Below are 22,048 nucleotides of genomic sequence, written 5' to 3' on the forward strand. Positions count from 1 at the left end.
CCGGGCGCCGCGTCCGCCTCAGACGAACAGCAGCAGGCTCACGGCCATGACCGCCATCCCGGCGACCAGCCCGTAGACCGACAGGTGGTGCTCGCCGTACTCCTGGGCCGTGGGCAGCAGCTTGTCCAGGGAGATGAAGACCATGATCCCGGCCACGCCCGCGAACACGACGCCGAAGAGGACGTCGTCGAGGAAGGGGAGCAGGACGAGGTAGCCGAGCACCCCGCCGACGGGCTCCGCCAGGCCCGAGAGGAACGCCCAGCGGAACGCCCTCCGGGGGCTGCCCGTGGCGTGGTGGATGGGCACCGCCACGGAGATCCCCTCCGGGATGTTGTGCAGCGCGATGGCCACGACCACCGGGATCGCCACGGACGGCTCCTGCATCGCGGCCACGAAGGTCGCGAAGCCCTCCGGGAAGTTGTGGATCGCGATGGCCACCGCGGTCATCGTTCCCATCCGCAGGAGCCGGCGCTGCCGCCCGGCGTCGTCGTGCGGGTACTCGTGGGGGTTGACGCGCGTGGGCACCAGCCGGTCGATCACCGCGATCAGGAGGATCCCCGCGAAGAACCCGCCGGCGGTGGCCCACGCCCCCGAGCGCTCCCCGAGCTCCGCGACCAGGGTCACCTGGGCCTTGACGAAGATCTCGATCATGGACACGTAGATCATCACCCCGGCCGAGAAGCCGAGGCTCACCGCGAGGAACTTGGCATCGGTGCGCCGGGTGACCAGGGCCAGGAACGCGCCCACACCCGTGGCCAGCCCCGCGAACAGCGTCAGGCCGAAGGCGAACAGCAGCTCGTTCACGACCGGGTCGGCTCCGTTCCTGGGCGGGGGTGGGCGCTCGCAGTCTAGCGAACGGAGGGTGCGCCCGGCGGTGCGCCAGAATGGTCCGGTGACGACCTCCTCCGCGCGTACCCCGGGTGCCGGCGGCCGCCCGGCGGGTGTCCTCGCCGGGCTCGCCGACCGGTACACCGCCGCGTGGGAGCTGGTACCCGACGGGCGGGCGCGGGACGACGGCGGGGCCCTGGTCCTGCCGGTGCGCACCCGCGCCGGGGAACCGGCCGTGCTGCGGCTCTCCCCGCCGCGGCCCGGCGCCGAGCACGAGCACCTGGCCCTGCGCGTGTGGGCCGGGCGCGGGGCCGTGCGGCTGCTCCGGGCGGAGCCGGCGGACCGGGCGCTGCTGCTCGAGCGCACCGCCGACCGGGACCTGCACGAGCTGCCGGTGCTCGAGGCCTGCCGCGTGCTCGGCGAGCTGACCCGGGTCCTCGCCCGGCCGCCGCGGCCCCCGTTCCCGCGCCTGTCGGAGACGGCCCGGCGGTGGCAGGCGGAGCTGGAGGGCGCCGTGGACCTGGACGCCCGGTTCCCGCGCCGCTTCCGGCTCCAGGCCGTCAGGAGCCTCGAGCGGCTCCGGCGCGACGAGCTGGACGCGGCGCTCGTGCACCAGGACCTGCACCCCGGGGCGGTCCGCGCGTCGGCGCGCGCCCCGTGGCTGGCCGTCGGCGCCGACGCGGTGGTCGGCACCCCGGAGTTCGCGCTGGTCCCCGCCCTGTGGCACCGCACGGAGGAGGCCGGTCACGGCGGGGCCCTGGCCGCGGCCCTGGCGGACCGGATGGAGGCCCTCGCCCTGGCGGCCGGCGCCGACGAGGAGCGCCTCCGGGCCTGGACGCTCGTCCGGTGCGCCGTGGCGGCCCGGGACGAGGCGCGCCGCCCCACCGGCGCCCCGCACCGCGAGGTCAGTCGGCTGGTCCAGCTGTGCAAGGCCGTGCAGCGGGGCGCCTGAGGCGCCGTCCTCGCGCCCGGGCTCAGGAGGTGGGGGAGCGGCGGAAGCCCAGGTCCGCGGCGAGCGGGCGCCACGCCGCCACGAGCAGGGTGAGCGCGGTGGGCACGAGGACCGGGAAGCCCGCGGCCAGATAGCCCAGGGCGCCGAGCACCCCGCCGGCGAAGAACAGCCCCACGAGCGCGGCCAGCAGCCGGAGCTTCCCGGCGTCGCCGGTCACGGGGTCCGCGTCCGCGAGCCGGTTGCGGTAGAGGAACTTGCCGAGCTCGATGCCGATGTCCGTGACCATGCCCGTCACGTGGGTGGTGCGGATCTGGGCGCCCGAGATCTTGGTGATCACCGCGTTCTGCAGGCCCATGGTGAACGCGAGCACCGGGACGAACAGCAGGTCCCGGTGCGCCCAGGTCAGGCTCTCGGCCAGCAGCCCGAAGACGAGCATGAGCAGGCCCTCGAGCAGCAGGACGTTGGCGTAGCGGCTGTGGAGCCCGCGGCGCCGCGCCCAGTTGAACATCAGCGCGCAGCACGCGGCCCCGGCCGTGAAGGCGAGGACGGCCAGGACGCCGACCGCCACGAGCCGCAGGTCGCCCAGCACGAGATGGTCGGCGACCATCGCGGTGAGCCCCGTCATGTGGGAGGTGTACACGGCCACGGCCACGAAGCCCACCGAGTTGAGCACGCCCGCCACCAGGGCGAGCAGGTAGGCGAGGTGCCGGTTGAGGGCGGGCGTGCGGCGGGGTCCCGCGACGTTGAGCAGGTAGCGGTCGATCCGGGCCCTCATGCCGCGAGCCTAGTCCGGGGAGCCCGCCGGGCGGCGTCACGGGGCCCGCGCTGCCGCCGGCGGGACGAGAATGGGGGCGTGGCCACCGAGCGCGTGCACCAGGACCCGTCCCTCCGCGCGGCGGGCGAGCTCCTCGCCGAGCTGGACGTGGAGCCCGCCCTCGGGCTGAGCGCGGAGCAGGCCGGGGCCCGGCTGGCCCGGTACGGGCCCAACGAGCTGCGCACCGCCCCGCGGGTGCCGCGGTGGCGCAAGGTCCTCGCCCAGTTCCAGGACCCGCTGATCTACCTGCTCCTGACCGCGATCGCCGTGTCCGTGGTCGCCTGGGTCGCGGAGGGCGCCCGCGGGGTGCCGGTGGACGCGGTGGTCATCGCCGTGATCGTGGTGGCCAACGCGGTGCTGGGCCGCCTCCAGGAGGGCCGGGCCGAGGACGCGGTCGCGGCGCTGGCCGTGCTGACGGCGGCGAACTCGACCGTGGTGCGGGACGGGCGCCTGACCACGCTCCCCGCGGCCCAGCTGGTGCCCGGCGACGTCCTGGCCCTCGCCGAGGGGGACGCGGTGGGTGCGGACGCCCGTCTGCTCTCCGCCGCGTCCCTGCGCGTGCAGGAGGCGTCCCTGACCGGGGAGTCGGAGGCGGAGCTCAAGGACCCGGCCGTGCTGCCCGCCCCGGCCCCGCTCGGGGACCGGCGGAACATGGTCTACAAGGGCACGGCCGTGGCCTCGGGGGTGGGCCGCGCCGTGGTCGTGGCCACGGGCATGGACACCCAGGTGGGCGCCGTCGCCGAGATGCTGGAGCGCACGGAGGCCGAGCCCTCGCCGCTGCAGCGCGAGATCACGGCCGTGTCCCGGTCGCTGGGCCTCATCGTGGTCGGCGTCGCCGTGCTGGTCATGGCCACGGTCGTCCTGGTCAGCGGGGTGCGCGGCGTGCAGGACCTCGTGACGGTCCTGCTGCTGGGCGTCTCCCTCGCGGTCGCCGCCGTCCCGGAGGGCCTGCCCGCGATCCTGTCCCTGGTCCTGGCCATCGGGGTGCGGGCGATGGCCCGCCGGCAGGCCGTGGTCAAGGACCTGCACTCCGTGGAGACGCTCGGCGCGGCCTCGGTGATCTGCTCCGACAAGACCGGCACGCTCACCCGCAACGAGATGACCCTCAAGGTGCTCGTGACCCCGTCCGGCACGGTGGAGCTCTCGGGCACGGGGTACTCCCCGGAGGGCGAGGCCAGGGTCGTGACCGGGGGCGCGCCCGCCGCGCAGGTCCTGCAGGAGGCGCGGGGCGTGCTGGTGGGCGGGGCGCGCGCCAACAACGCCCAGCTCAACGAGGCCGCCGGCGTGTGGACCGTGCAGGGCGACCCCACCGAGGCGGCGTTCCTCACCGCCGTGCACAAGCTCTACGGCGCCGCCGACCGGGCGGACGACTTCTCCCGGGCCCAGGAGATGCCGTTCACCTCCGAGCGCCGGATGATGTCCACCCTCGAGATCGAGACGGACTCCGGGCACCGGTACCTGTTCACCAAGGGCGCCCCTGACGTCCTCATGGACCGCTGCACCGGGGTGCGCGTCGGGGACGCCGTCGAGCCGTTCGACGCCGCGCGACGCCGGGACGCCGCCGCGGCCGTCGAGGAGCTGTCCGGGCAGGCGTTCCGCACCCTGGCGGTCGCCGGCCGGCGGGTCCGGGAGCACGAGGCCGCGGAGCTCGGGGAGGCGGCGGAGCGGGACCTCGTCTGGCTCGGCGTGGTGGGCGTCCTCGACCCGCCGCGGGAGGAGGCCGCGGCGGCCGTGGCGCAGGCCCGGGCCGCCGGGGTGCGCACGATCATGATCACCGGCGACCACCCGGTGACGGCCGCCCGGATCGCCGCGGACCTGGGGATCGTGCCCCCGGGCTCGCCCGCGCTCACCGGGGCGCAGCTGGACGAGCTCACCGGGGAGGGCTTCCTCGGCGCCGTGCGGGACGTCTCGGTCTTCGCCCGGGTGGCCCCGGGCCACAAGCTGCGGATCGTCGACGCCCTGCAGGCCCAGGGCCACGTCGTCGCCATGACCGGGGACGGCGTCAACGACGCGCCGGCCCTCAAAGCCGCCGACATCGGCGTGGCCATGGGCATCACGGGCACGGAGGTCACCAAGGAGGCCGGGCGGATGATCCTCGGCGACGACGACTTCGCCACCATCGTGGTGGCGATCCGGCAGGGCCGGGTCATCTTCGAGAACATCACGAAGTTCCTGCGCTACCTGCTGTCCTCGAACCTGGGGGAGGTGGCCACCGTGTTCTTCGGCGTGCTCCTCGCCGGCGCCCTGGGGCTGACGGACGCGGCCGGCGGCGCGATCGCCGTGCCGCTGCTGGCCACCCAGATCCTGTGGATCAACCTCGTCACCGACTCCGGTCCGGCCCTGGCCATGGGCGTGGACCCCGAGATCGACGACGTCATGGCCCGCCCGCCGCGGCGGCCCGACGAACGGATCCTCGACGCGCCGATGTGGGGGCGGATCGCGCTGCTCGGCCTGGTGATGGGCGCCTCGACCCTGCTGACCATCGACATCTTCCTCCCCGGGGGTCTGGTGCCCGGCCAGGACTCCCTCGACGCGGCCCGCACCGCCGGGTTCACCACGCTCGTGCTCGCCCAGCTGTTCAACGCCCTGAACTCCCGCTCCGAGCTCGCGAGCGCCTTCCACCGGCTGTTCGTCAATCCCTGGCTGTGGGGCGCCCTGGCCCTCGCCGCCGCCCTGCAGGTGCTCGTGGTGCACGTCCCGGTGCTCCAGGTCGCCTTCGGCACCGCACCCCTGGACCTCGCCCACTGGACCGTCGCGGTGGGCATGGCGTCCCTCGTCCTGTGGGTCGAGGAGCTGCACAAGCTCGTCCGCCGGACCCTGGCGCGCCGGGGCTGACGGGGCCGGTGCCCGCCGGCACCGGCGCGGTCAGTCGGGCCGGCGGCCGAGGGCCTCGACGGTCTCGGCGGCCAGGGCGATGCCGGCGCCGCTGTAGAGGTTGAAGACCGTCCGGACCCCGTGCCCGCGCAGCTCCTGCACCTCGTCGTCGTACTGCGCCACGGCGGCCACGACCCCGTCGAAGCCCGTGGCGCTCAGCTGCTGGAGGGCCACGAGGTTGGAGCCGTGGAAGGGCATCGCCAGCACGGCGACCTGCACGTGGCCGGTCGCGATCACCCGCTCCCAGAACTCCTGGTCGGTCGCGTCGGCCTCCTGGACGTCGATCCCCTGCGCCCGCAGCCGCTCCACGCGGTCCGTGGCGTTCTCGATGCCCACCACGGAGAAGCCGTGCTCCTCGGAGAGCTCCCGGTAGGCCGCCTGTCCCACCCGGCCCATGCCGAGCACGAGCACCGTGGCGTGGCTGATGTCGATGGGACGGTCCTCCGGGTGCAGCCGGTCGTCCGGGTGCTCCGGGAGCCGCCGGGCGAGGGTGCTGGTCAGGGAGGAGCCGCGCCGGTTGACCAGGGCCGAGACCACGAAGCTCAGGGCGACGGCCACGGAGAGCATCACCAGCCAGTCGCCGTCGAACATCCCGGCCGAGACGCCGATGGCCCCCACGATGAGGGCGAACTCCGAGTGGTTGCCCAGCGCGAGGCCCGTCCGCAGCGACGTGCGGCGGCGCAGCCCGAACAGCCACAGCAGCAGCACGAACAGCATCGCCTGGACCGGCAGGAGGCCCAGGAGCAGCACGCTCATGGCGAGCATCTCGAGGGTCGGCATCCCGTGGAAGCCGATCGAGACGAAGAACGCGACCAGCAGGAGGTCCTTGAGCGTGAACAGGGTGCGGGACAGCTCGCCCGCGTTGGTGTGCGAGGCCAGGAGCATGCCGACGAGCAGCGCCCCGAGGTCCCCCTTCAGGCCCACGGCCGAGAAGGCGATGTAGCCGGGGACCAGGGCCATGGCGACGCCGAACAGGGCCTGCAGCTCCCCGTGGCCGATGCCGTCCCAGATCCGGCGGAACACCCACGCCGCCGGCAGCAGCAGCACCAGGGCCAGGGCCCACGGGCTCGGCGGGTGCTCGCTGGTGACGGTGATGAACGCTACGGCGGCGACGTCCTGGATGATGAGGATGCCGATCGCCACGCGCCCGTAGAGCGACGTCGTCTCGCTGCGCTCCTCGAGGACCTTGAACACCAGGACCGTGCTCGAGAAGGACATGGCGAACCCGGCCAGCAGCAGCGCGCGGAGGTTCTCGCCCGGCAGCTGCAGCCCCACCAGCATCAGGAGGCCCAGGAGCCCCGCCCCGAGCGCCGTGCTCAGGACCAGGTGGATCCCGGCCGTCCCCCAGACCTCCCGGCGCAGCAGCGACCGGGCGTCGAGCTTGAGACCGATGCCGAACAGCATGAGGGTCACGCCGACGTCGGCCAGCTGGTCGAGCACGGGGAGCCGCTCCACGCCCAGGCCGTTGAGCACGAAGCCGGCCGCGAGGAACCCGATCAGGGGCGGCAGCCGCGCGAGGACGGCCAGGGCACCGGCCCCGAGGGCGACGACGAGATAGATGGCAACCGTGGACACAGTCAGCTCCCTCGCCGGCCGGTGGTGTGACCCCTCCAGTCTAGGGCGGGGGCCCCCGGGGACCGGCGCGGCCCCGAGCGCCTACAGTGGTCGCAGCACCGCGCAGCGAGGGAAGGACCGGAGCATGCACGAGAGCCAGCGGCCCGGCGCCGCCGCGTCCGCCCCGACGCGCTCCCAGCGCTTGGACCGGCTGCCGTTCACCACCGAGCACCGGAAGCTGCTCGTCGGCTCCGGCGTCGGCTGGGCCCTGGACGCCATGGACGTGGGCCTGATCTCGTTCGTGATGGCCGCCCTCGCCCAGGAGTGGGGCCTGGGCTCCGGGGAGCTGTCCCTGCTCGCCTCGATCGGCTTCGTGGGGATGGCCGTGGGCGCCAGCCTCGGCGGGCTCCTGGCCGACCGGCTCGGCCGGCGCCAGGTCTTCGCCCTGACCCTGCTGGTCTACGGCACGGCCACCGGCGCGTCCGCGCTCGTCGGGTCCCTCGCCGCGCTCGTGGTCCTGCGGTTCGTGGTGGGCCTCGGCCTCGGCGCCGAGCTGCCCGTCGCCTCCACCCTCGTCTCCGAGTACGCGCCCCGGCGGATCCGCGGCCGCGTGGTGGTGGTCCTCGAGTCCTTCTGGGCCGTCGGCTGGATCCTCGCCGCCCTCGTGGGCTACTTCGTGGTGCCGTCCTCCCCGGACGGCTGGCGCTGGGCGCTCGTCGTCGGGCTCGTGCCGGCCCTCTACGCCGTGGTCGTGCGCCGCGCCCTGCCGGAGTCCGTGCGCTTCCTCGAGCACCGGGGCCGGACGGACGAGGCCGAGGCCGCGGTGCGCCGGTTCGAGCGGGCGCGGCCGCTGGGCCGCTCCCGGGCCGAGACCCCCGAGCAGGCCCGGGCGGCCGAGGCGGCCGGCCCGCGCCCGGCGGAGGACGCGAGCGGGATCTGGGCCCCGACCCTGCGGCGGCGCACGGCGGCGCTGTGGACCGTCTGGTTCTGCATCAACTTCGCCTACTACGGGGCGTTCACCTGGCTGCCCACCCTGCTGCTCCAGCAGGGCCTCACGCTGACGACCTCCTTCGGCTACGTCCTGGTCATCACGCTCGCCCAGCTGCCCGGCTACGCCGCGGCCGCCTGGCTCATCGAGGTCTGGGGCCGCCGGATCACGCTGGCCGTGTTCCTCGGGGGCTCCGCGGTGAGCGCCCTGCTCTTCGGCATCGTCTCGATGGGCAGCATCGTGCTCCCGTGGCAGGTGATCGGCTCCGGCATGGCGCTGTCCTTCTTCAACCTGGGCGCGTGGGGGGCCCTGTACGCGATCGGCCCCGAGCTCTACCCCACTGCGCTGCGCGGGACGGGGACCGGGGCGGCGGCGGCGTTCGGCCGCGTCGCCTCGATCCTCGCCCCGCTGGCCGTGCCGGCGCTGCTCGCGCTCGGCGGGGAGCGCTACGACGTGGTCACCGTCTTCGCCGTCTTCGGCGCCGCCTTCCTCGTGGCCGCCCTCTCCGCGTTCGCCCTGCCCGAGCAGCGGGGACGGGCCCTGCAGTGAGCTCCCCGGCCGTCCTGACGGACCGCGAGATCGGCCTCGCCCGGCTCGCGGCCCACGGGCTCGTGCGCCCGGAGGACGTGGCGCCCGAGGACGTGGTGCGCGCCCTCGGCGCCGTCCAGGCCCAGGACCTGCCCGGCGCCCTGGTGTCGGTCGGCCTGCGGCGGGCCGGCGGCTCCGACGGCCTGCGGCAGGCCTTCGACGACGGCCGGATCGTGCGCACGTGGCCCATGCGCGGGACCCTGCACCTGGTGCCCGCCGAGGACCTGCGCGCGTGGCTGGCGGTCCTGGGGCCCCGCACCGTCGCCTCGACGGCCGCCCGGCGCCGGGCCCTGGGCATCGACGAGCGGCTCGACGCGGCCCGGGAGACCGCCCTCGCCGCGCTGCGCCACGGCCCGCAGCCCCGTGAACGCCTGCACGCCGCGTGGGAGGAGGCCGGGCTGCTGGGCGAGCCGGGCCGGGCCTACCACCTGATGCTCGCCCTGCACCTGGACGCGACCCTGTGCCTGGGCCCGCTGACCGCGGACGGCCGGGACCAGCTCGTGGTGCCGGTCGCGGGCTGGGTCCCCGCCGCGGGGGAGGAGGCGGCCGTGCCCGGGGCGGCCGCCGGCGGCACCCCGCCCGTCGTCGCCCGCTGGGTGCGCCGGTACCTGCGCGGCCACGGCCCGGCCTCCGTCGCGGACGCCGCCCGGTGGGCGGCCCTGCCGCGCTCCGCGGTGCGCGCCGCGCTGACGGGGGCCGACGGTGTCGTGGCGGTGCACGACCGCGCCGGCCGCGAGCTGTGGTGCGCCCCCGAGGTGCTCGAGGGCCCCGCACCCGGCGGGCGCCGCGCCGCCGGGGTCTTCCTGCTGCCGCCCTTCGACGAGTACGTCCTGGGCTACGGGGACCGCTCCCACGTGCTGGCCCCGGCCCACGCGACCCGGATCGTCCCCGGCGGCAACGGGGTCTTCAAGCCCACCCTCGTGGCGGGCGGGCGGATCGCGGGGACCTGGGGGCGCGTGCGCCGCGCCGGGGGAGCCGAGTTCGTGCTCGACCCGTTCGAGGAGCTCTCGGCGACCCGCCGCAAGGCCGCCGAGCGGGCCTTCGCGCGGCTGCCGGCGCTCTGAGCCGAGACGAAGCCGGTATGGGTCCCGGGGCCCGGGAGGTGGTCCGGCTCACCAGGCGCTCGATAGGGTGAGGCCATGATCAACCCCGCCCGCCTGCACTCGGACCTCTCCCGCCTCGGCCGCGAGACCGAGATGTTCCTGGCCACCACCGCGTCCCTGTCCGACGACGAGCTGGCCGCCCCCTCGCTGTGCGAGGGATGGCGCCGCGCCGACGTCGTCGCCCACCTCGCCTCCAACGGGCGCGCCCTCGTCAAGCTCGTCGACTGGGCCGTGACCGGGCAGGAGCAGGCCCCCTACGCCTCGATGGAGGCACGGAACCAGGACATCGCCGAGCTGGCCGCCCTGCCCCGCCAGGAGCTGGTCGAGAAGGCGCGCGAGTCGGCCGCCTACTTCGCCGAGCAGGCCCGGCGGCTGACCGGGGAGCTCGCGGTCGAGGAGGTGCACCTGCACGGCAAGGTGATCCCCGCGACCTCGATCGTGGCGCTGCGCATCGCCGAGGTCGTCGTCCACCACCACGACCTCGACACCGCCTGGACCATCGAGGAGGCCGACCCCGACTCGCTGCTCAACGCCCTCGAGGCCGCCGTGCGCACCATGCGTGCCAAGGGCGCCCCCGGCATGACGCTGGTGACGGAGGAGCGCGACGAGTGGGTGATCGGCGACGGCGCCCTGCGCGTCGAGTCCGACCGGGAGGGCCTGCTCGAGTGGTTGGCCCGCGGCGACGGCGAGAACGTCGAGGCCGACGGCCCGCTGCCGGTGCTGCCCTCCTGGTGACCGGACACCCCGTGCGCGGCGCGGAGCCGGCGCCGCGCCGGACGGGCGGACGGGGGAGTCGGCGGGGTCACAGCCGCCCGGGGTGCCGCCGGGGCGGCGCCGCGGGGTAGAATGGTCTACGGCCCGCTGAGCGGGCGCTCCCGCCCGGGTCCCTCCGGGTGCGCGGCGGCGCCCCGGCCGCACCCATCGGGAGGGCTGCACCTCCCCCCGCATCTCCACCCGAAGAGAGACCCACGCGTATGCCTGTCACCTCCACCACCGCCCAGCGCGCCGACCTCCGCAACGTGGCCATCGTGGCCCACGTCGACCACGGCAAGACCACCATCGTGGACGCGATGCTCCAGCAGACGCACGCGTTCTCCGCCCACGGTGAGGTCGAGGAGCGCGTGATGGACTCCGGTGACCTGGAGCGCGAGAAGGGGATCACGATCCTCGCCAAGAACACCACGGTGTTCTACGACGGTCCCTCCGCCGAGGGGGAGACCATCACCATCAACGTCATCGACACCCCCGGCCACGCCGACTTCGGCGGCGAGGTCGAGCGCGGCCTGTCCATGGTCGACGGCGTCGTGCTGCTCGTGGACGCCTCCGAGGGCCCGCTGCCGCAGACCCGCTTCGTGCTGCGCAAGGCCCTCGAGGCCAAGCTGCCCGTGATCCTCGTGGTCAACAAGGTCGACCGCCCGGACGCCCGGATCGAGGAGGTCGTGCACGAGTCCATGGACCTGCTGCTGGGCCTGGCCTCGGACATCTCCGAGGACGAGCCGGACCTGGACCTGGACGCCGTCCTGGACGTGCCCGTGGTCTACGCCGCGGGCCGTGACGGCCGGGCCTCCCTGACGCAGCCCGAGAACGGCGGCCTGCCGGACAACGAGGACCTCGAGCCGCTGTTCGCGACCATCATCAAGCACGTCCCCGCGCCCTCCTACGACCCCGAGGGCGTGCTCCAGGCGCACGTGACCAACCTGGACGCCTCCCCGTTCCTGGGCCGTCTCGCCCTGCTGCGCATCTTCAACGGCACCCTCAAGAAGGGCCAGACCGTGGCCTGGGCGCGCGCCAACGGCGAGCTCAAGAACGTGCGGATCTCCGAGCTGCTGGCCACCAAGGGCCTGGACCGCGTCCCGGCCGACTCCGCCGGCCCCGGCGAGATCGTGGCCGTGGCCGGGATCGAGGACATCACCATCGGCGAGACCCTCACCGACCCGGAGAACCCGCAGCCGCTGCCCCTGATCACGGTGGACGACCCCGCGATCTCCATGACCATCGGCATCAACACCTCCCCGCTGGCCGGCCGCACCAAGGGCACCAAGGTCACGGCCCGCCAGGTCAAGGACCGCCTCGACAAGGAGCTCGTCGGCAACGTCTCGCTCAAGGTGCTCCCCACCCAGCGTCCCGACGCCTGGGAGGTCCAGGGCCGCGGCGAGCTGGCCCTGGCGATCCTGGTGGAGCAGATGCGCCGCGAGGGCTTCGAGCTGACCGCGGGCAAGCCCCAGGTCGTGACCAAGACCGTCGACGGCAAGGTGCACGAGCCCTACGAGCACATGACGATCGACGTCCCCGACGAGTTCCTCGGCGCCGTGACCCAGCTGATGGCCGGGCGCAAGGGCCGCATGGAGGCCATGGCCAACCACGGCACCGGCTGGGTGCGGATGGAGTTCAAGGTCCCCGCCCGCGGGCTGATCGGCTTCCGCACCCGGTTCCTCACCGAGACCCGCGGCGCCGGCATCGCGTCCTCCTACGCCGACGGCTACGAGCCGTGGGCCGGGGACATCGAGTACCGCACCAACGGCTCGATGATCGCCGACCGCGCCGGCGTGGTCACCCCGTTCGCCATGATCAACCTGCAGGAGCGCGGGTCCTTCTTCGTGGAGCCCACCTCCGAGGTCTACCAGGGCATGATCGTGGGCGAGAACTCCCGTGCCGACGACATGGACGTGAACATCACGAAGGAGAAGAAGCTCACCAACATGCGTGCGGCCTCCTCCGACACCTTCGAGAACCTCACGCCCCCGCGCAAGCTGACCCTCGAGGAGTCCCTCGAGTTCGCCCGCGAGGACGAGTGCGTGGAGGTCACCCCGGACGCCATCCGCATCCGCAAGGTGATCCTCGACGCCAACGAGCGGATGAAGGCGCACCGGGCCCGGGCCCGCGCCTGACCCCGGACCGCAGCAGCACCGCGCAGCAGGCCCGGCCGTGACCCAGCCCGTCCCGTACTACCCCGAGCAGGGCGTCCTCGTGCGCGAGGACGCCCTGCCGGGGCTGCTGCCCCCGGGCCTGCGCCCGGAGGACGCCCGGCTCCTGTTCGTGCACGCCCACCCCGACGACGAGTCCATCGCCACCGGCGCCACCATGGGCCGCTACGCGGAGCTCGGCGCGCGGGTCGTGCTGCTCACCATGACCCGCGGCGAGCGCGGCGAGGTCATCCCCGAGCCGCTGCACGCCCTCGAGGTCGGCCGGCCGGGGTGCACCGACGACGGCACGGCCCTGGGCCGCCACCGGGTCGGCGAGCTCGACGACGCCGCGGCCCGCCTGGGCGTGGCCGAGCGCTTCTTCGCGGGGGAGCCCCCCGCCCTCGACCCCGCCGTGGGCTTCGCCGGCGGCACGGGCCACTACCACGACTCCGGCATGTCCTGGGGCCCGGACGGGCGGGCCGCCCCCGCCGAGGACTCCTCGCCGCACAGCCTCACCGCGGCCGCGGCCGACGAGGCCGCCGCCCACGTCGCCGCCGCGGTCCGGGCCGTGCGCCCGCACGTGCTCGTCACCTACGACGACGACGGCGGCTACGGCCACCCCGACCACGTCCGCACCTCCGCCGTCGCGGTGCGCGGCGCCGAGCTCGCCGCCCGTCCGGGCGCGGACGCCGACGGGGAGCCCGTCGACCCCTGGCGCACCCCCCTCGTGTGGGCCGTCGAGGGCGAGGCGCGGTCCGAGGACCCGCGGCCGCAGGCCGCGGTGCACGGCTCCGCCGGGCGCAAGCGGGACGCCATGGCCGCCCACGCCACCCAGCTGGTGCTCTCCGGGGACGGCTCGCGCTTCGCCCTCTCGAACGGGGTGTGGCAGCCCTTCAGCGCCCTCGAGACCTACCGGCTGCTCGCCGGGGACCCGGACGCGGTCGCCGCGGAGGAGGAGACGCCCGGTCGCGCCCGGGCCTCCGTGCTCTCGGCCCTCGTGACGTCCGTCGCGGCCGGGGCCGTGGCGGCGTCCGTGGCCACGGTCCTGCACAGCGCCGTCTGGTACGCGCCCGCCGGGTGGTGGCTCCCGTGGGGCCTGCTCTTCGCGACCGCCCTGCTGCTCAGCGTGTCCCTGTGGGTCGGCACCGCGACCCGCCGCGTGTGGGCCGCCGCCGTGCCGGGGCTGACCGGCTACCTCGTCTCCTGGCTGTTCGCCTACGGCGGGGACGGCTCCGTGATCGTCGTGACGGACCCCGGCACGCCCGTGGGGATCCTGGGCCTGGCCTGGTTCGGGCTCGTCTTCGTGACGACCCTGCTGGCCGTGCTCGTCACGGCCCGGTGGCTGCGCGCCCGGCGGCGCAGGACCGGCGCGGGCTGAGCCCCGCGGCGCCCGACTGCCGCAGTGCCCGGTGCTCAGGCCCCTTGGGGCCGGCGCCGCGGCGGCGCGGGCGGGACCACCCGGGCGGCCCGGATCCCGCCGGCGCCGATCAGCACGTCCCCCCGGCGGGTCCGCACCGTGACGGACTCCTCGTCCGCGGCCAGCAGCTCGCCCAGGGCGTCGGTGAGCGGCAGCCCGGAGGCGTCGTCGGCGGGCAGGGCGTAGCGCACGCTCACGCGCGTACCAGCGGGCAGACCGGTGAGCAGGCCCAGCGCCGAAGATGACGTCCCGGACGGCGATGTTGAGCCGGATGTCGGATGCTCCATGGCTGTCATCCTAGCCAGGGCGCCGTGGCTAGACTGGTCGGAGCAAACCCAGGAGAAAGGTTCGAACCGCCGTGACCTACGTCATCGCCCAGCCCTGTGTCGACGTGAAGGACAAGGCCTGCGTCGAGGAGTGCCCCGTCGACTGCATCTACGAGGGGGAGCGCTCGCTCTACATCCACCCCGACGAGTGCGTGGACTGCGGTGCGTGCGAACCGGTGTGCCCCGTCGAGGCCATCTACTACGAGGACGACACCCCCGACGAGTGGGCCGACTACTACAAGGCGAACGTCGAGTTCTTCGACGACCTCGGCTCGCCCGGCGGCGCCGCGAAGCTCGGCAACACGCACACGGACCACCCCATGATCGCGGCGCTGCCGCCGCAGAACCAGGACGTCGCCCTGTGACGCAGGGGGACCGGTCCTTCGGCCTCGCCCTGCCCGACTACCCGTGGGACACGATGGCGCCGTACCGCGCCGTCGCCGCGGAGCACCCCGGCGGGGTCGTGGACCTGTCCATCGGCACGCCCGTGGACCCCACGCCCCTGGTCGTCCAGGACGCGCTGGCCGCCGCCGCCGACGCCCACGGCTACCCGACCACCCACGGCACCCCCGCCCTGCGCGAGGCCGTCGTCGCCTGGTACGCGCGGCGCCGCGGCGTGACCGGTCTGGACCCCGCCGCGGTCATGCCCACGGTCGGCTCCAAGGAGCTGGTCGCCTGGCTGCCGCTGCTGCTCGGCCTGCGCCCCGGCGACGTCGTCGTGCGGCCCACGGTCGCCTACCCGACCTACGACATCGGGGCCCAGCTGGCGGGCGCCGAGGCCGTGGCCGCGGACGACCTCGACGAGCTCGACGACGACGTGCGCTCCCGCGTGCGCATGGTGTGGCTGAACTCGCCCGCCAACCCCACCGGCATCGTCCGGGACGCGGCGTCGCTGCGGCGGGTGGTCGACCAGGCCCGCGCCCTCGGGGCCGTGGTCGCCTCCGACGAGTGCTACGCCGAGCTCGGCTGGGGCGCCTGGGACGTCCAGCAGGGCGGCGCCCCGGTCCCGTCGGTGCTCGACCCCCGGGTCAGCGGCGGGGACCACTCCCTGCTGCTGTCCGCGTACTCCCTGTCGAAGCAGTCCAACGCCGCCGGCTACCGGGCCGCGTTCCTCGCCGGCGACCCCCGGCTCATGGCGAGCCTCGTCAACTCCCGCAAGCACGCCGGGATGATCGTGCCCGCCCCGATCCAGGAGGCCATGCGGGCCGCCCTGGGCGACGACGCCCACGTCACCGCCCAGAAGGCGCTCTACCGGTCCCGCCGCGAGCGGCTCGTCCCCGCGGCCGAGGCCTTCGGGCTGCGGGTCGAGCACTCCGAGGCCGGGCTCTACCTGTGGTGCACGGCGGGGGAGGACACCTGGACCACGGTGCAGCGCTTCGCGGAGCGGGGCGTCGTGGTGGGCCCCGGGGTGTTCTACGGCACGGCCGGCGAGGGGTACGTGCGCCTGGCCCTGACCGCCGCCGACGAGCGCATCGACGCCGCCGCGGAGCGGCTCGGCCGCGCCTGACACGGTCCCCGGCGGCGCCGGGATTGGTCGCGGCGCGGACGGAGCAGGTAGGTTGGACCCTGACGATCGCTGTGTCCCGGGACACGGCCGTGCTGCGCCGACGGTGGCGCCCGGCGCGGCGACCACGGGCACCGGACACCGACATCCACTCGCGGAGGACGAACATGACTGAGTCTGCACAGAAGACCGGGACGGCCCGGCTCGACTACGGGAACGGAAGCCCCCTCGAGCTGCCCCTCCAGGACGCCACCGAGGGCAACCGCGGCTACGCGATCACGAACATGCTCAAGGAGACCGGCAACGTCGCCTTCGACCCCGGGTTCATGAACACGGCGAACGCGCGCTCCGCCATCACCTACATCGACGGCAACAACGGCATCCTCCGGTACCGGGGATACCCGATCGAGGAGCTCGCCCAGCACTCCAGCTTCATCGAGACCGCCTACCTGCTCATCTACGGCGAGCTGCCCTCGCCGTCCGAGCTCGAGGACTTCGACACCCGGATCCGCCGGCACACCATGGTCCACGAGGACCTCAAGAGCTTCTTCAACGGGTTCCCGCGCAACGCCCACCCGATGCCCGTGCTGTCCTCGGCCGTCTCGGCGCTGTCCACGTTCTACGGGGACTCCCTCGACCCGTTCGACCAGGAGCAGGTGGAGATCTCCACCATCCGGCTGCTCGCGAAGGTGCCCACCCTGGCCGCCTACGCGTACAAGAAGTCCAAGGGCGAGCCGATGCTCTACCCGCAGAACGACCTCAGCTACACGGAGAACTTCCTGCGCATGTGCTTCGGCGTGCCCGCCGAGGACTACGAGATCGACCCGGCCATGGCGAAGGCCCTGGACGTGCTGCTGATGCTGCACGCGGACCACGAGCAGAACTGCTCCACCTCCACCGTCCGGCTCGTGGGCTCCTCCCACGCCAACATGTTCGCCTCGGTCTCCGCGGGCATCAACGCCCTCTACGGCCCGCTGCACGGCGGCGCCAACGAGGCCGTGCTCGCGATGCTCAACCGGATCGAGACGCAGGGCGTCACGCCCGAGGACTTCATGGAGCAGGTCAAGAACAAGGAGTCCGGCGCCCGGCTCATGGGCTTCGGCCACCGGGTCTACAAGAACTACGACCCCCGGGCCCGCATCGTCAAGGACTACGCCCACGAGATCCTCGAGAAGCTGGGCGGCAACGACCAGCAGCTCGACATCGCCATGCGGCTCGAGGAGAAGGCCCTCGCCGACGACTACTTCGTGGAGCGCAAGCTCTACCCGAACGTCGACTTCTACACGGGCCTCATCTACAAGGCGATGGGCTTCCCCGAGAAGATGTTCACCGTCCTCTTCGCGATCGGCCGGCTGCCCGGCTGGATCGCCCAGTGGCGCGAGATGATCGAGGACCCGGAGACCAAGATCGGCCGCCCGCGACAGCTCTACGTGGGCGAGGGCGAGCGGCACTACCCGCAGCGCTGAGCAGTCCCGGCACCGGCGGACGCCGGGCCCGTCCCCTTCGTCGCGGGGCGCGGGCCCGGCGTCCGCCGTTCCGCGCCGGCCCCCGCCCCGGTAGCGTGGTCGCATGAGCGAGCAGCGGCACACCCCGGAGCGGATCACCGAGCTCGGCCCGGACGACGTCTTCGTCTTCGGCTCCAACGCCCGGGGCGCCCACCTCGCGGGCGCGGCGCGCACGGCCGTCGAGCGCTTCGGCGCCGTCCCGGGCCGGGGGCACGGCCTGCAGGGACGCTCGTACGCGATCGACAGCATGAGCGGGCTCCCGGAGCTCGAGCGGGAGGCGGCGGCGTTCGTGGCCTTCGCCCGGGAGCACCCCGAGCTGACGTTCTGGCTCACCCGGGTGGGCACGGGCATCGCCGGCCACGACGAGCGGCGGGTGGCCGCCCTGTTCGCCGACGCCCCGCCCAACGTGGTCCGGCCCCGGGGCTGGTGAGCTCCGGGGCCGGACCGGCGCTCAGGCGCCCGCGGCGTAGCCCTCGGGGTTGCTCCGCTGCCAGTTCCAGTGGTCCCGGCACATCGTGTCGAGGTCCCGGTCGGCGGACCAGCCCAGCTCGGCCAGGGCCGTCGACGGATCGGCGTAGGACACCGCGGCGTCGCCGGGCCGCCGGTCCGTGATCTCATAGGGGATGCTGCGTCCGGAGGCCCGCTCGAAGGCGGCGTGCACCTCGAGCACCGAGTAGCCCTTGCCGGTGCCCAGGTTCCAGGTGCGCACCCCGCCGTGCTCGGTGATGTGGTCCAGGGCCCTGAGGTGCCCGTCGGCGAGGTCCACCACGTGGATGTAGTCGCGCACGCCCGTCCCGTCGGCGGTCGGGTAGTCGGCGCCGTAGACCTTCAGCTTCTCGCGCCGGCCCACGGCCACCTGGGCGATGAACGGCAGCAGGTTGTTCGGCACGCCCGAGGGGTCCTCGCCGATCCGGCCGGACTCGTGGGCGCCCACCGGGTTGAAGTAGCGCAGCAGGGCCACGTTCCAGGACGGGTCCGACGCGGCGAGGTCCACGAGCATGTCCTCGATGTGCTCCTTGGTCCGCCCGTACGGGTTCTGCGCGTCCATGGGCTGCTTCTCGGTCAGCGGCATCTCCTCGGGGGCGCCGTAGACCGTGGCCGAGGAGGAGAACACGATGGACCGGCAGCCGTGGGCCCCCATGGCGTCCAGCAGGTTGAGGGTGCCGGCCACGTTGGTGCGGTAGTACCACAGGGGCAGCTCGGCCGACTCGCCGACGGCCTTGAGCCCGGCGAAGTGGATCACGGCCTCCGGGCGGTGCTCCGCGAACAGGGCGTCGAGTCCCGCGGGGTCGAGGAGGTCGACCTCCGCGAACGCCTCGACGGAGCGTCCCGCGAGCTCCTCGACCCGCTCCAGCGAGGTCCGCGAGGAGTTCGCGAGGTTGTCCATCACGACGACGTCGTGCCCGGCCCCCAGCAGGGCGAGGACGGTGTGCGAGCCGATGTAGCCGGTTCCCCCGGTGACGAGAATCTTCATGGCCCCAGCGTATCGGCCGGGCCGCGGCGGTCCCGTCAGCGGCTCGCGAGGACCACCACGACGTCGTCGGGCGGGGGAGCGCCCTCCGGGTGCGCCTCGGCGGCGTCCACCCATCCCGGGGCGGGCGCGAAGCGGGCGGTGCGCTGGTCCGCCCGGACCCAGCTGCGCCCGTCGAAGGACACCTCGGCGACGCCCAGGGCCTCCGCCCGCGCGACCGCCCAGTGCGCCGCCGCCCAGCCCGCCGGCTCCCCGGGCGCCGGCACGACCACCCGGTCGCCGTCCGTGCGCGGGGCCGGCACCGCCGTGCGGAACGCGTCGTGGAGGGCCTCGGCCGCCCGGCGCGGGTCCCCGGGGCGCTCGGGGTCGTGGAGCACGCAGTTGAGCGAGCCCTCCGTGGCCCCGGTCAGGCTGCCGGCGAAGGCCCGGGCGAGGCCCTCGTGCCGCGCGTACGCCTCGGGGTGCGCGGAGCGCTGGACCGCCTGGGCGGCGTCGGTGACGGACATCGTCCGGTAGTCGAGCTCGGCGAGGCCGTCGTAGAAGGCGGCCGTGGCGTGGGCCGGGTCCATGATCTGCTCGACCGTGCCCCAGCCCTGGGACGGGCGCTGCTGGAACAGCCCCACGGAGTCCCGGTCCCCGTAGTCGATGTTGACGAGCTGCGACTCCTGCATCGCGGTCGCCAGGGCCACGACCGCCGCGTACGGGTCGGTGCCGCGCGCCACGGACTCCGCGGTGATCAGGGCGGCGTTGGCGGACTGCTCCGCGGACAGGGCGTGCCGCTGCCGCTGCCCGTCCCCGTCCGTGCTCGCGACCACGCACCGGGGCTCCCCGGCCGAGGGCCGGCCCGCGCGCAGCTCGACGGCCACGAGGACCCCCGCCGCGAGCACGGCGCCGACGAGAAGGAGCACGAACAGCGGCAGCCGCAGCGACGTGCTGCGGCGGCCGGGGACGGGGGAGGACACGGGCGCTCCTGGGCGGACGGGAGGACGGGCGGGGAAGAGGGGGAAGCGGGTGGCGGACGGGCGACGCCGCGCAGGGCGGGGCGGACCCGTCCTGCGCGGCGTCGGGCGGGCGGCTCGGGGCCCGCCGCGCTCAGTTGGCGTGCAGCGCCGCGTTGAGCTCCACGGTCCCGCCGGCGCGGGGCAGCACCTCGACGGCGCCGGTGAGGGAGTTGCGGCGGAACAGCAGGTTGGACAGGCCCGAGAGCTCCGAGGCCTTGGCCGTGGACCGCTCGCCGTCGGAGTGCACGCTCACCCGGGTGCCGGCGGTGACGTAGAGGCCGGCCTCGACCACGCAGTCGTCTCCGAGGGAGATGCCGACACCGGAGTTGGCGCCGAGCAGCACGCGCTCGCCCACGGTGATCCGCTCCTTGCCGCCGCCGGAGAGGGTGCCCATGATGGAGGCGCCGCCGCCCACGTCCGTGGCGTCGCCCACGACCACGCCGGCGCTGATCCTGCCCTCGACCATGGACTGCCCCAGGGTGCCGGCATTGAAGTTGACGAAGCCCTCGTGCATCACCGTGGTGCCCTCGGCGAGGTGGGCGCCGAGCCGGATCCGGCTGGCGTCGCCGATCCGCACGCCCGCGGGGACCACGTAGTCCACCATCCGCGGGAACTTGTCCACGCTGTGCACGGTCACGTGCCCGCCGGAGGCCTTCATCCGGAGCAGCGCGAAGGTCAGCTCCTCGGCGAGCACGGGCCCGCGGTCCGTCCAGGCCACGTTGGCGAGCAGGCCGAACACGCCGTCGAGGTTCAGGGTGTTGGGGCGCACGAGGCGGTGGGAGAGCAGGTGCAGGCGCAGGTAGGCGTCCGCGGCGTCGGCGGGCGCGGCGTCGAGGTCGATCGAGGTCTCGACGATCTCGCTGCGGACGTTGCGGTCGGGGTCGGCGGTGGCCGCGAGCCGCAGGTCCGCGTCGAGGGAGGTGTCGACCGCGTCGGAGAGGGACGGGGTGGGGTACCAGACGTCGAGGACGGTGCCCTCCTTGGGGCCCGAGGCCACGACGGTGGCCAGGCCGAGTCCGGAGGCGGGACGAGAGGTGGAAGAAGTCATGGCCTCCATCCTACGGGGGGCGCCGGGGCGGGGCCGACGGGCGGCGGCGGCCGCCCCGTTATGCTGGCAGCCATGATCGCACCGGAGCTGGACCTCGCCGCGGACCCCGCCGACCTGACGGCCGCCCTCATCGACATCGCGTCCGTCTCGGGCTCGGAGGGCCCCCTCGCCGACGCCGTCGAGGCCGCGCTGCGCCGGCTCCCGCACCTCACCGTGCACCGGGACGGGGACGCCGTGGTGGCGCGCACCGACCTCGGCCGCGCCGAGCGGGTGGTGCTCGCCGGCCACCTCGACACCGTGCCCCTGCCGACCGCGCCCGGCGCCCGGGGGACCGTGCCCGCCACGTGGACGGGGGCCGACGGCGACCGGGTGCTCTACGGCCGGGGCGCCACCGACATGAAGGGCGGCGTGGCCGTCCAGCTCGTCCTGGCCGCGGCCCTGACGGCGCCGAACCGGGACGTCACCTACGTCTTCTACGACCACGAGGAGGTCGACGCCGACGCGAGCGGGCTGGGCCGGCTCCAGCGCCACGCCCCCGAGCTGCTCGAGGCGGACTTCGCGGTGCTGCTCGAGCCCACCGACGGGACCGTGGAGGGCGGGTGCAACGGCACGATGCGCTTCCGCATCACCACCACCGGCCGTGCCGCCCACTCGGGGCGGTCCTGGATCGGGGAGAACGCGATCCACAAGCAGGCCGACGTCCTCGCCCGTCTGGCGGCCTACGAGCCGCGGACCGTGGCGGTGGAGGGGCTCGAGTACCGCGAGGGGCTCAACGCGATCCGGATCGGCGGCGGCGTGGCCGGCAACGTGGTCCCGGACACCGCCCACGTGGAGATCAACTACCGCTTCGCCCCGGACAAGAGCCCCGAGGACGCCGTGGCGCACGTGCGGGAGGTGTTCGCCGGCTACGAGATCGAGCTCACGGACCTCTCCCCGGCGGCGCGCCCCGGCCTGGACCGTCCCGCGGCCGCCGCGTTCGTGGCCGCGGTGGGCCAGGAGCCCAAGCCCAAGTACGGCTGGACGGACGTGGCCCGCTTCTCGCAGATGGGCGTGCCCGCCGTGAACTTCGGCCCCGGCGACGCCCTGCTGGCCCACACGGACGACGAGCACGTGAGCGCCGACGCGGTCCGGGAGTGCTGCCGGGCCCTGGCCGCGTGGCTCACGGCCTGAGC

General features: G+C 74.6%; 19 protein-coding genes. 12 read left to right on the forward strand and 7 right to left on the reverse strand.

Annotated elements, in window-relative coordinates; translation table 11 throughout:
• Positions 1–18 precede the first annotated feature (18 nt).
• Positions 19–804: a zinc transporter ZupT gene (gene zupT / locus RF644_RS15665; protein WP_368797182.1), complete on the reverse strand. Its 786-nt coding sequence runs from the start codon at positions 802–804 to the stop codon at positions 19–21.
• An 88-nt stretch (positions 805–892) separates the two neighbouring features.
• Between zupT and RF644_RS15670 the strand changes: the two genes are divergently transcribed.
• Positions 893–1,780 (forward strand): aminoglycoside phosphotransferase family protein, encoded by an 888-nt coding sequence (locus RF644_RS15670; RefSeq protein ID WP_368797183.1) that lies wholly within the window; start codon positions 893–895, stop codon positions 1,778–1,780.
• Positions 1,781–1,802: 22 nt separating this feature from the next.
• On the opposite strand, the gene RF644_RS15675 is transcribed toward RF644_RS15670, so the two are convergent.
• Positions 1,803–2,555 carry a YoaK family protein gene (locus tag RF644_RS15675; RefSeq protein ID WP_017833390.1) on the reverse strand — a complete coding sequence of 251 codons (753 nt, stop codon included), beginning with the start codon at positions 2,553–2,555 and terminating at the stop codon, positions 1,803–1,805.
• 78 nt (positions 2,556–2,633) lie between these two features.
• Between RF644_RS15675 and RF644_RS15680 the strand changes: the two genes are divergently transcribed.
• Positions 2,634–5,429, forward strand: coding sequence for a cation-translocating P-type ATPase (locus RF644_RS15680; RefSeq protein WP_368797184.1), 2,796 nt, complete (start codon positions 2,634–2,636; stop codon positions 5,427–5,429).
• A gap of 30 nt (positions 5,430–5,459) precedes the next feature.
• Here RF644_RS15680 and RF644_RS15685 read toward each other — a convergent pair whose 3' ends face one another.
• Positions 5,460–7,043, reverse strand: coding sequence for a cation:proton antiporter (locus tag RF644_RS15685; protein WP_368797185.1), 1,584 nt, complete (start codon positions 7,041–7,043; stop codon positions 5,460–5,462).
• A 124-nt stretch (positions 7,044–7,167) separates the two neighbouring features.
• Here RF644_RS15685 and RF644_RS15690 point away from each other — a divergent pair, with 124 nt between their 5' ends.
• From RF644_RS15690 to RF644_RS15710, 5 genes are all read left to right on the forward strand, one after another.
• Positions 7,168–8,559, forward strand: a complete 1,392-nt coding sequence (locus RF644_RS15690) for an MFS transporter (protein ID WP_368797186.1) — start codon at positions 7,168–7,170, stop codon at positions 8,557–8,559.
• Positions 8,556–9,662: a winged helix DNA-binding domain-containing protein gene (locus RF644_RS15695; protein ID WP_368797187.1), complete on the forward strand. Its 1,107-nt coding sequence runs from the start codon at positions 8,556–8,558 to the stop codon at positions 9,660–9,662. Before RF644_RS15690 ends, RF644_RS15695 begins: the two co-directional genes overlap by 4 nt.
• 75 nt (positions 9,663–9,737) lie before the next feature.
• On the forward strand, positions 9,738–10,436 hold the full coding sequence (locus RF644_RS15700; protein ID WP_251355353.1) for a maleylpyruvate isomerase family mycothiol-dependent enzyme: 699 nt from the start codon (positions 9,738–9,740) through the stop codon (positions 10,434–10,436).
• Between the two features lie 239 nt (positions 10,437–10,675).
• Entirely contained in the window at positions 10,676–12,589 is a 1,914-nt protein-coding gene (gene typA / locus RF644_RS15705; protein WP_017833398.1) for a translational GTPase TypA, read from the forward strand.
• 37 nt (positions 12,590–12,626) lie between these two features.
• Entirely contained in the window at positions 12,627–13,982 is a 1,356-nt protein-coding gene (locus RF644_RS15710; protein ID WP_368797188.1) for a PIG-L family deacetylase, read from the forward strand.
• Between the two features lie 35 nt (positions 13,983–14,017).
• Here RF644_RS15710 and RF644_RS15715 read toward each other — a convergent pair whose 3' ends face one another.
• Positions 14,018–14,308, reverse strand: coding sequence for a hypothetical protein (locus RF644_RS15715; protein ID WP_368797189.1), 291 nt, complete (start codon positions 14,306–14,308; stop codon positions 14,018–14,020).
• A gap of 71 nt (positions 14,309–14,379) precedes the next feature.
• Between RF644_RS15715 and fdxA the strand changes: the two genes are divergently transcribed.
• The 4 genes from fdxA to RF644_RS15735 all read left to right on the forward strand — a co-directional run bounded on the left by fdxA (position 14,380) and on the right by RF644_RS15735 (position 17,786).
• Positions 14,380–14,712, forward strand: a complete 333-nt coding sequence (gene fdxA, locus RF644_RS15720) for a ferredoxin (protein WP_058872613.1) — start codon at positions 14,380–14,382, stop codon at positions 14,710–14,712.
• Positions 14,709–15,854 carry a succinyldiaminopimelate transaminase gene (gene dapC, locus RF644_RS15725; RefSeq protein ID WP_368797190.1) on the forward strand — a complete coding sequence of 382 codons (1,146 nt, stop codon included), beginning with the start codon at positions 14,709–14,711 and terminating at the stop codon, positions 15,852–15,854. Before fdxA ends, dapC begins: the two co-directional genes overlap by 4 nt.
• Before the next feature lie 164 nt (positions 15,855–16,018).
• Positions 16,019–17,317, forward strand: a complete 1,299-nt coding sequence (locus RF644_RS15730; RefSeq protein ID WP_368797191.1) for a citrate synthase — start codon at positions 16,019–16,021, stop codon at positions 17,315–17,317.
• Between the two features lie 103 nt (positions 17,318–17,420).
• On the forward strand, positions 17,421–17,786 hold the full coding sequence (locus RF644_RS15735; protein ID WP_368797192.1) for a hypothetical protein: 366 nt from the start codon (positions 17,421–17,423) through the stop codon (positions 17,784–17,786).
• 21 nt (positions 17,787–17,807) lie between these two features.
• On the opposite strand, the gene galE is transcribed toward RF644_RS15735, so the two are convergent.
• The 3 genes from galE to dapD all read right to left on the reverse strand — a co-directional run bounded on the left by galE (position 17,808) and on the right by dapD (position 20,885).
• A complete protein-coding gene (gene galE / locus RF644_RS15740) occupies positions 17,808–18,830 on the reverse strand; it encodes a UDP-glucose 4-epimerase GalE (protein WP_144835974.1) in 1,023 nt (340 codons plus the stop codon).
• A gap of 35 nt (positions 18,831–18,865) precedes the next feature.
• Positions 18,866–19,789, reverse strand: a complete 924-nt coding sequence (locus RF644_RS15745) for a hypothetical protein (RefSeq protein ID WP_368797193.1) — start codon at positions 19,787–19,789, stop codon at positions 18,866–18,868.
• Positions 19,790–19,919: 130 nt separating this feature from the next.
• Positions 19,920–20,885 (reverse strand): 2,3,4,5-tetrahydropyridine-2,6-dicarboxylate N-succinyltransferase, encoded by a 966-nt coding sequence (gene dapD / locus RF644_RS15750; protein WP_133411330.1) that lies wholly within the window; start codon positions 20,883–20,885, stop codon positions 19,920–19,922.
• A gap of 51 nt (positions 20,886–20,936) precedes the next feature.
• Between dapD and dapE the strand changes: the two genes are divergently transcribed.
• Positions 20,937–22,046, forward strand: coding sequence for a succinyl-diaminopimelate desuccinylase (dapE, locus tag RF644_RS15755; RefSeq protein ID WP_368797194.1), 1,110 nt, complete (start codon positions 20,937–20,939; stop codon positions 22,044–22,046).
• The last annotated feature ends 2 nt before the right edge of the window (positions 22,047–22,048 follow it).

The organism is Kocuria sp. CPCC 205258 (assembly GCF_040981005.1).
In the GTDB taxonomy this organism is placed as follows: Bacteria; Actinomycetota; Actinomycetes; order Actinomycetales; family Micrococcaceae; genus Kocuria; species Kocuria rosea.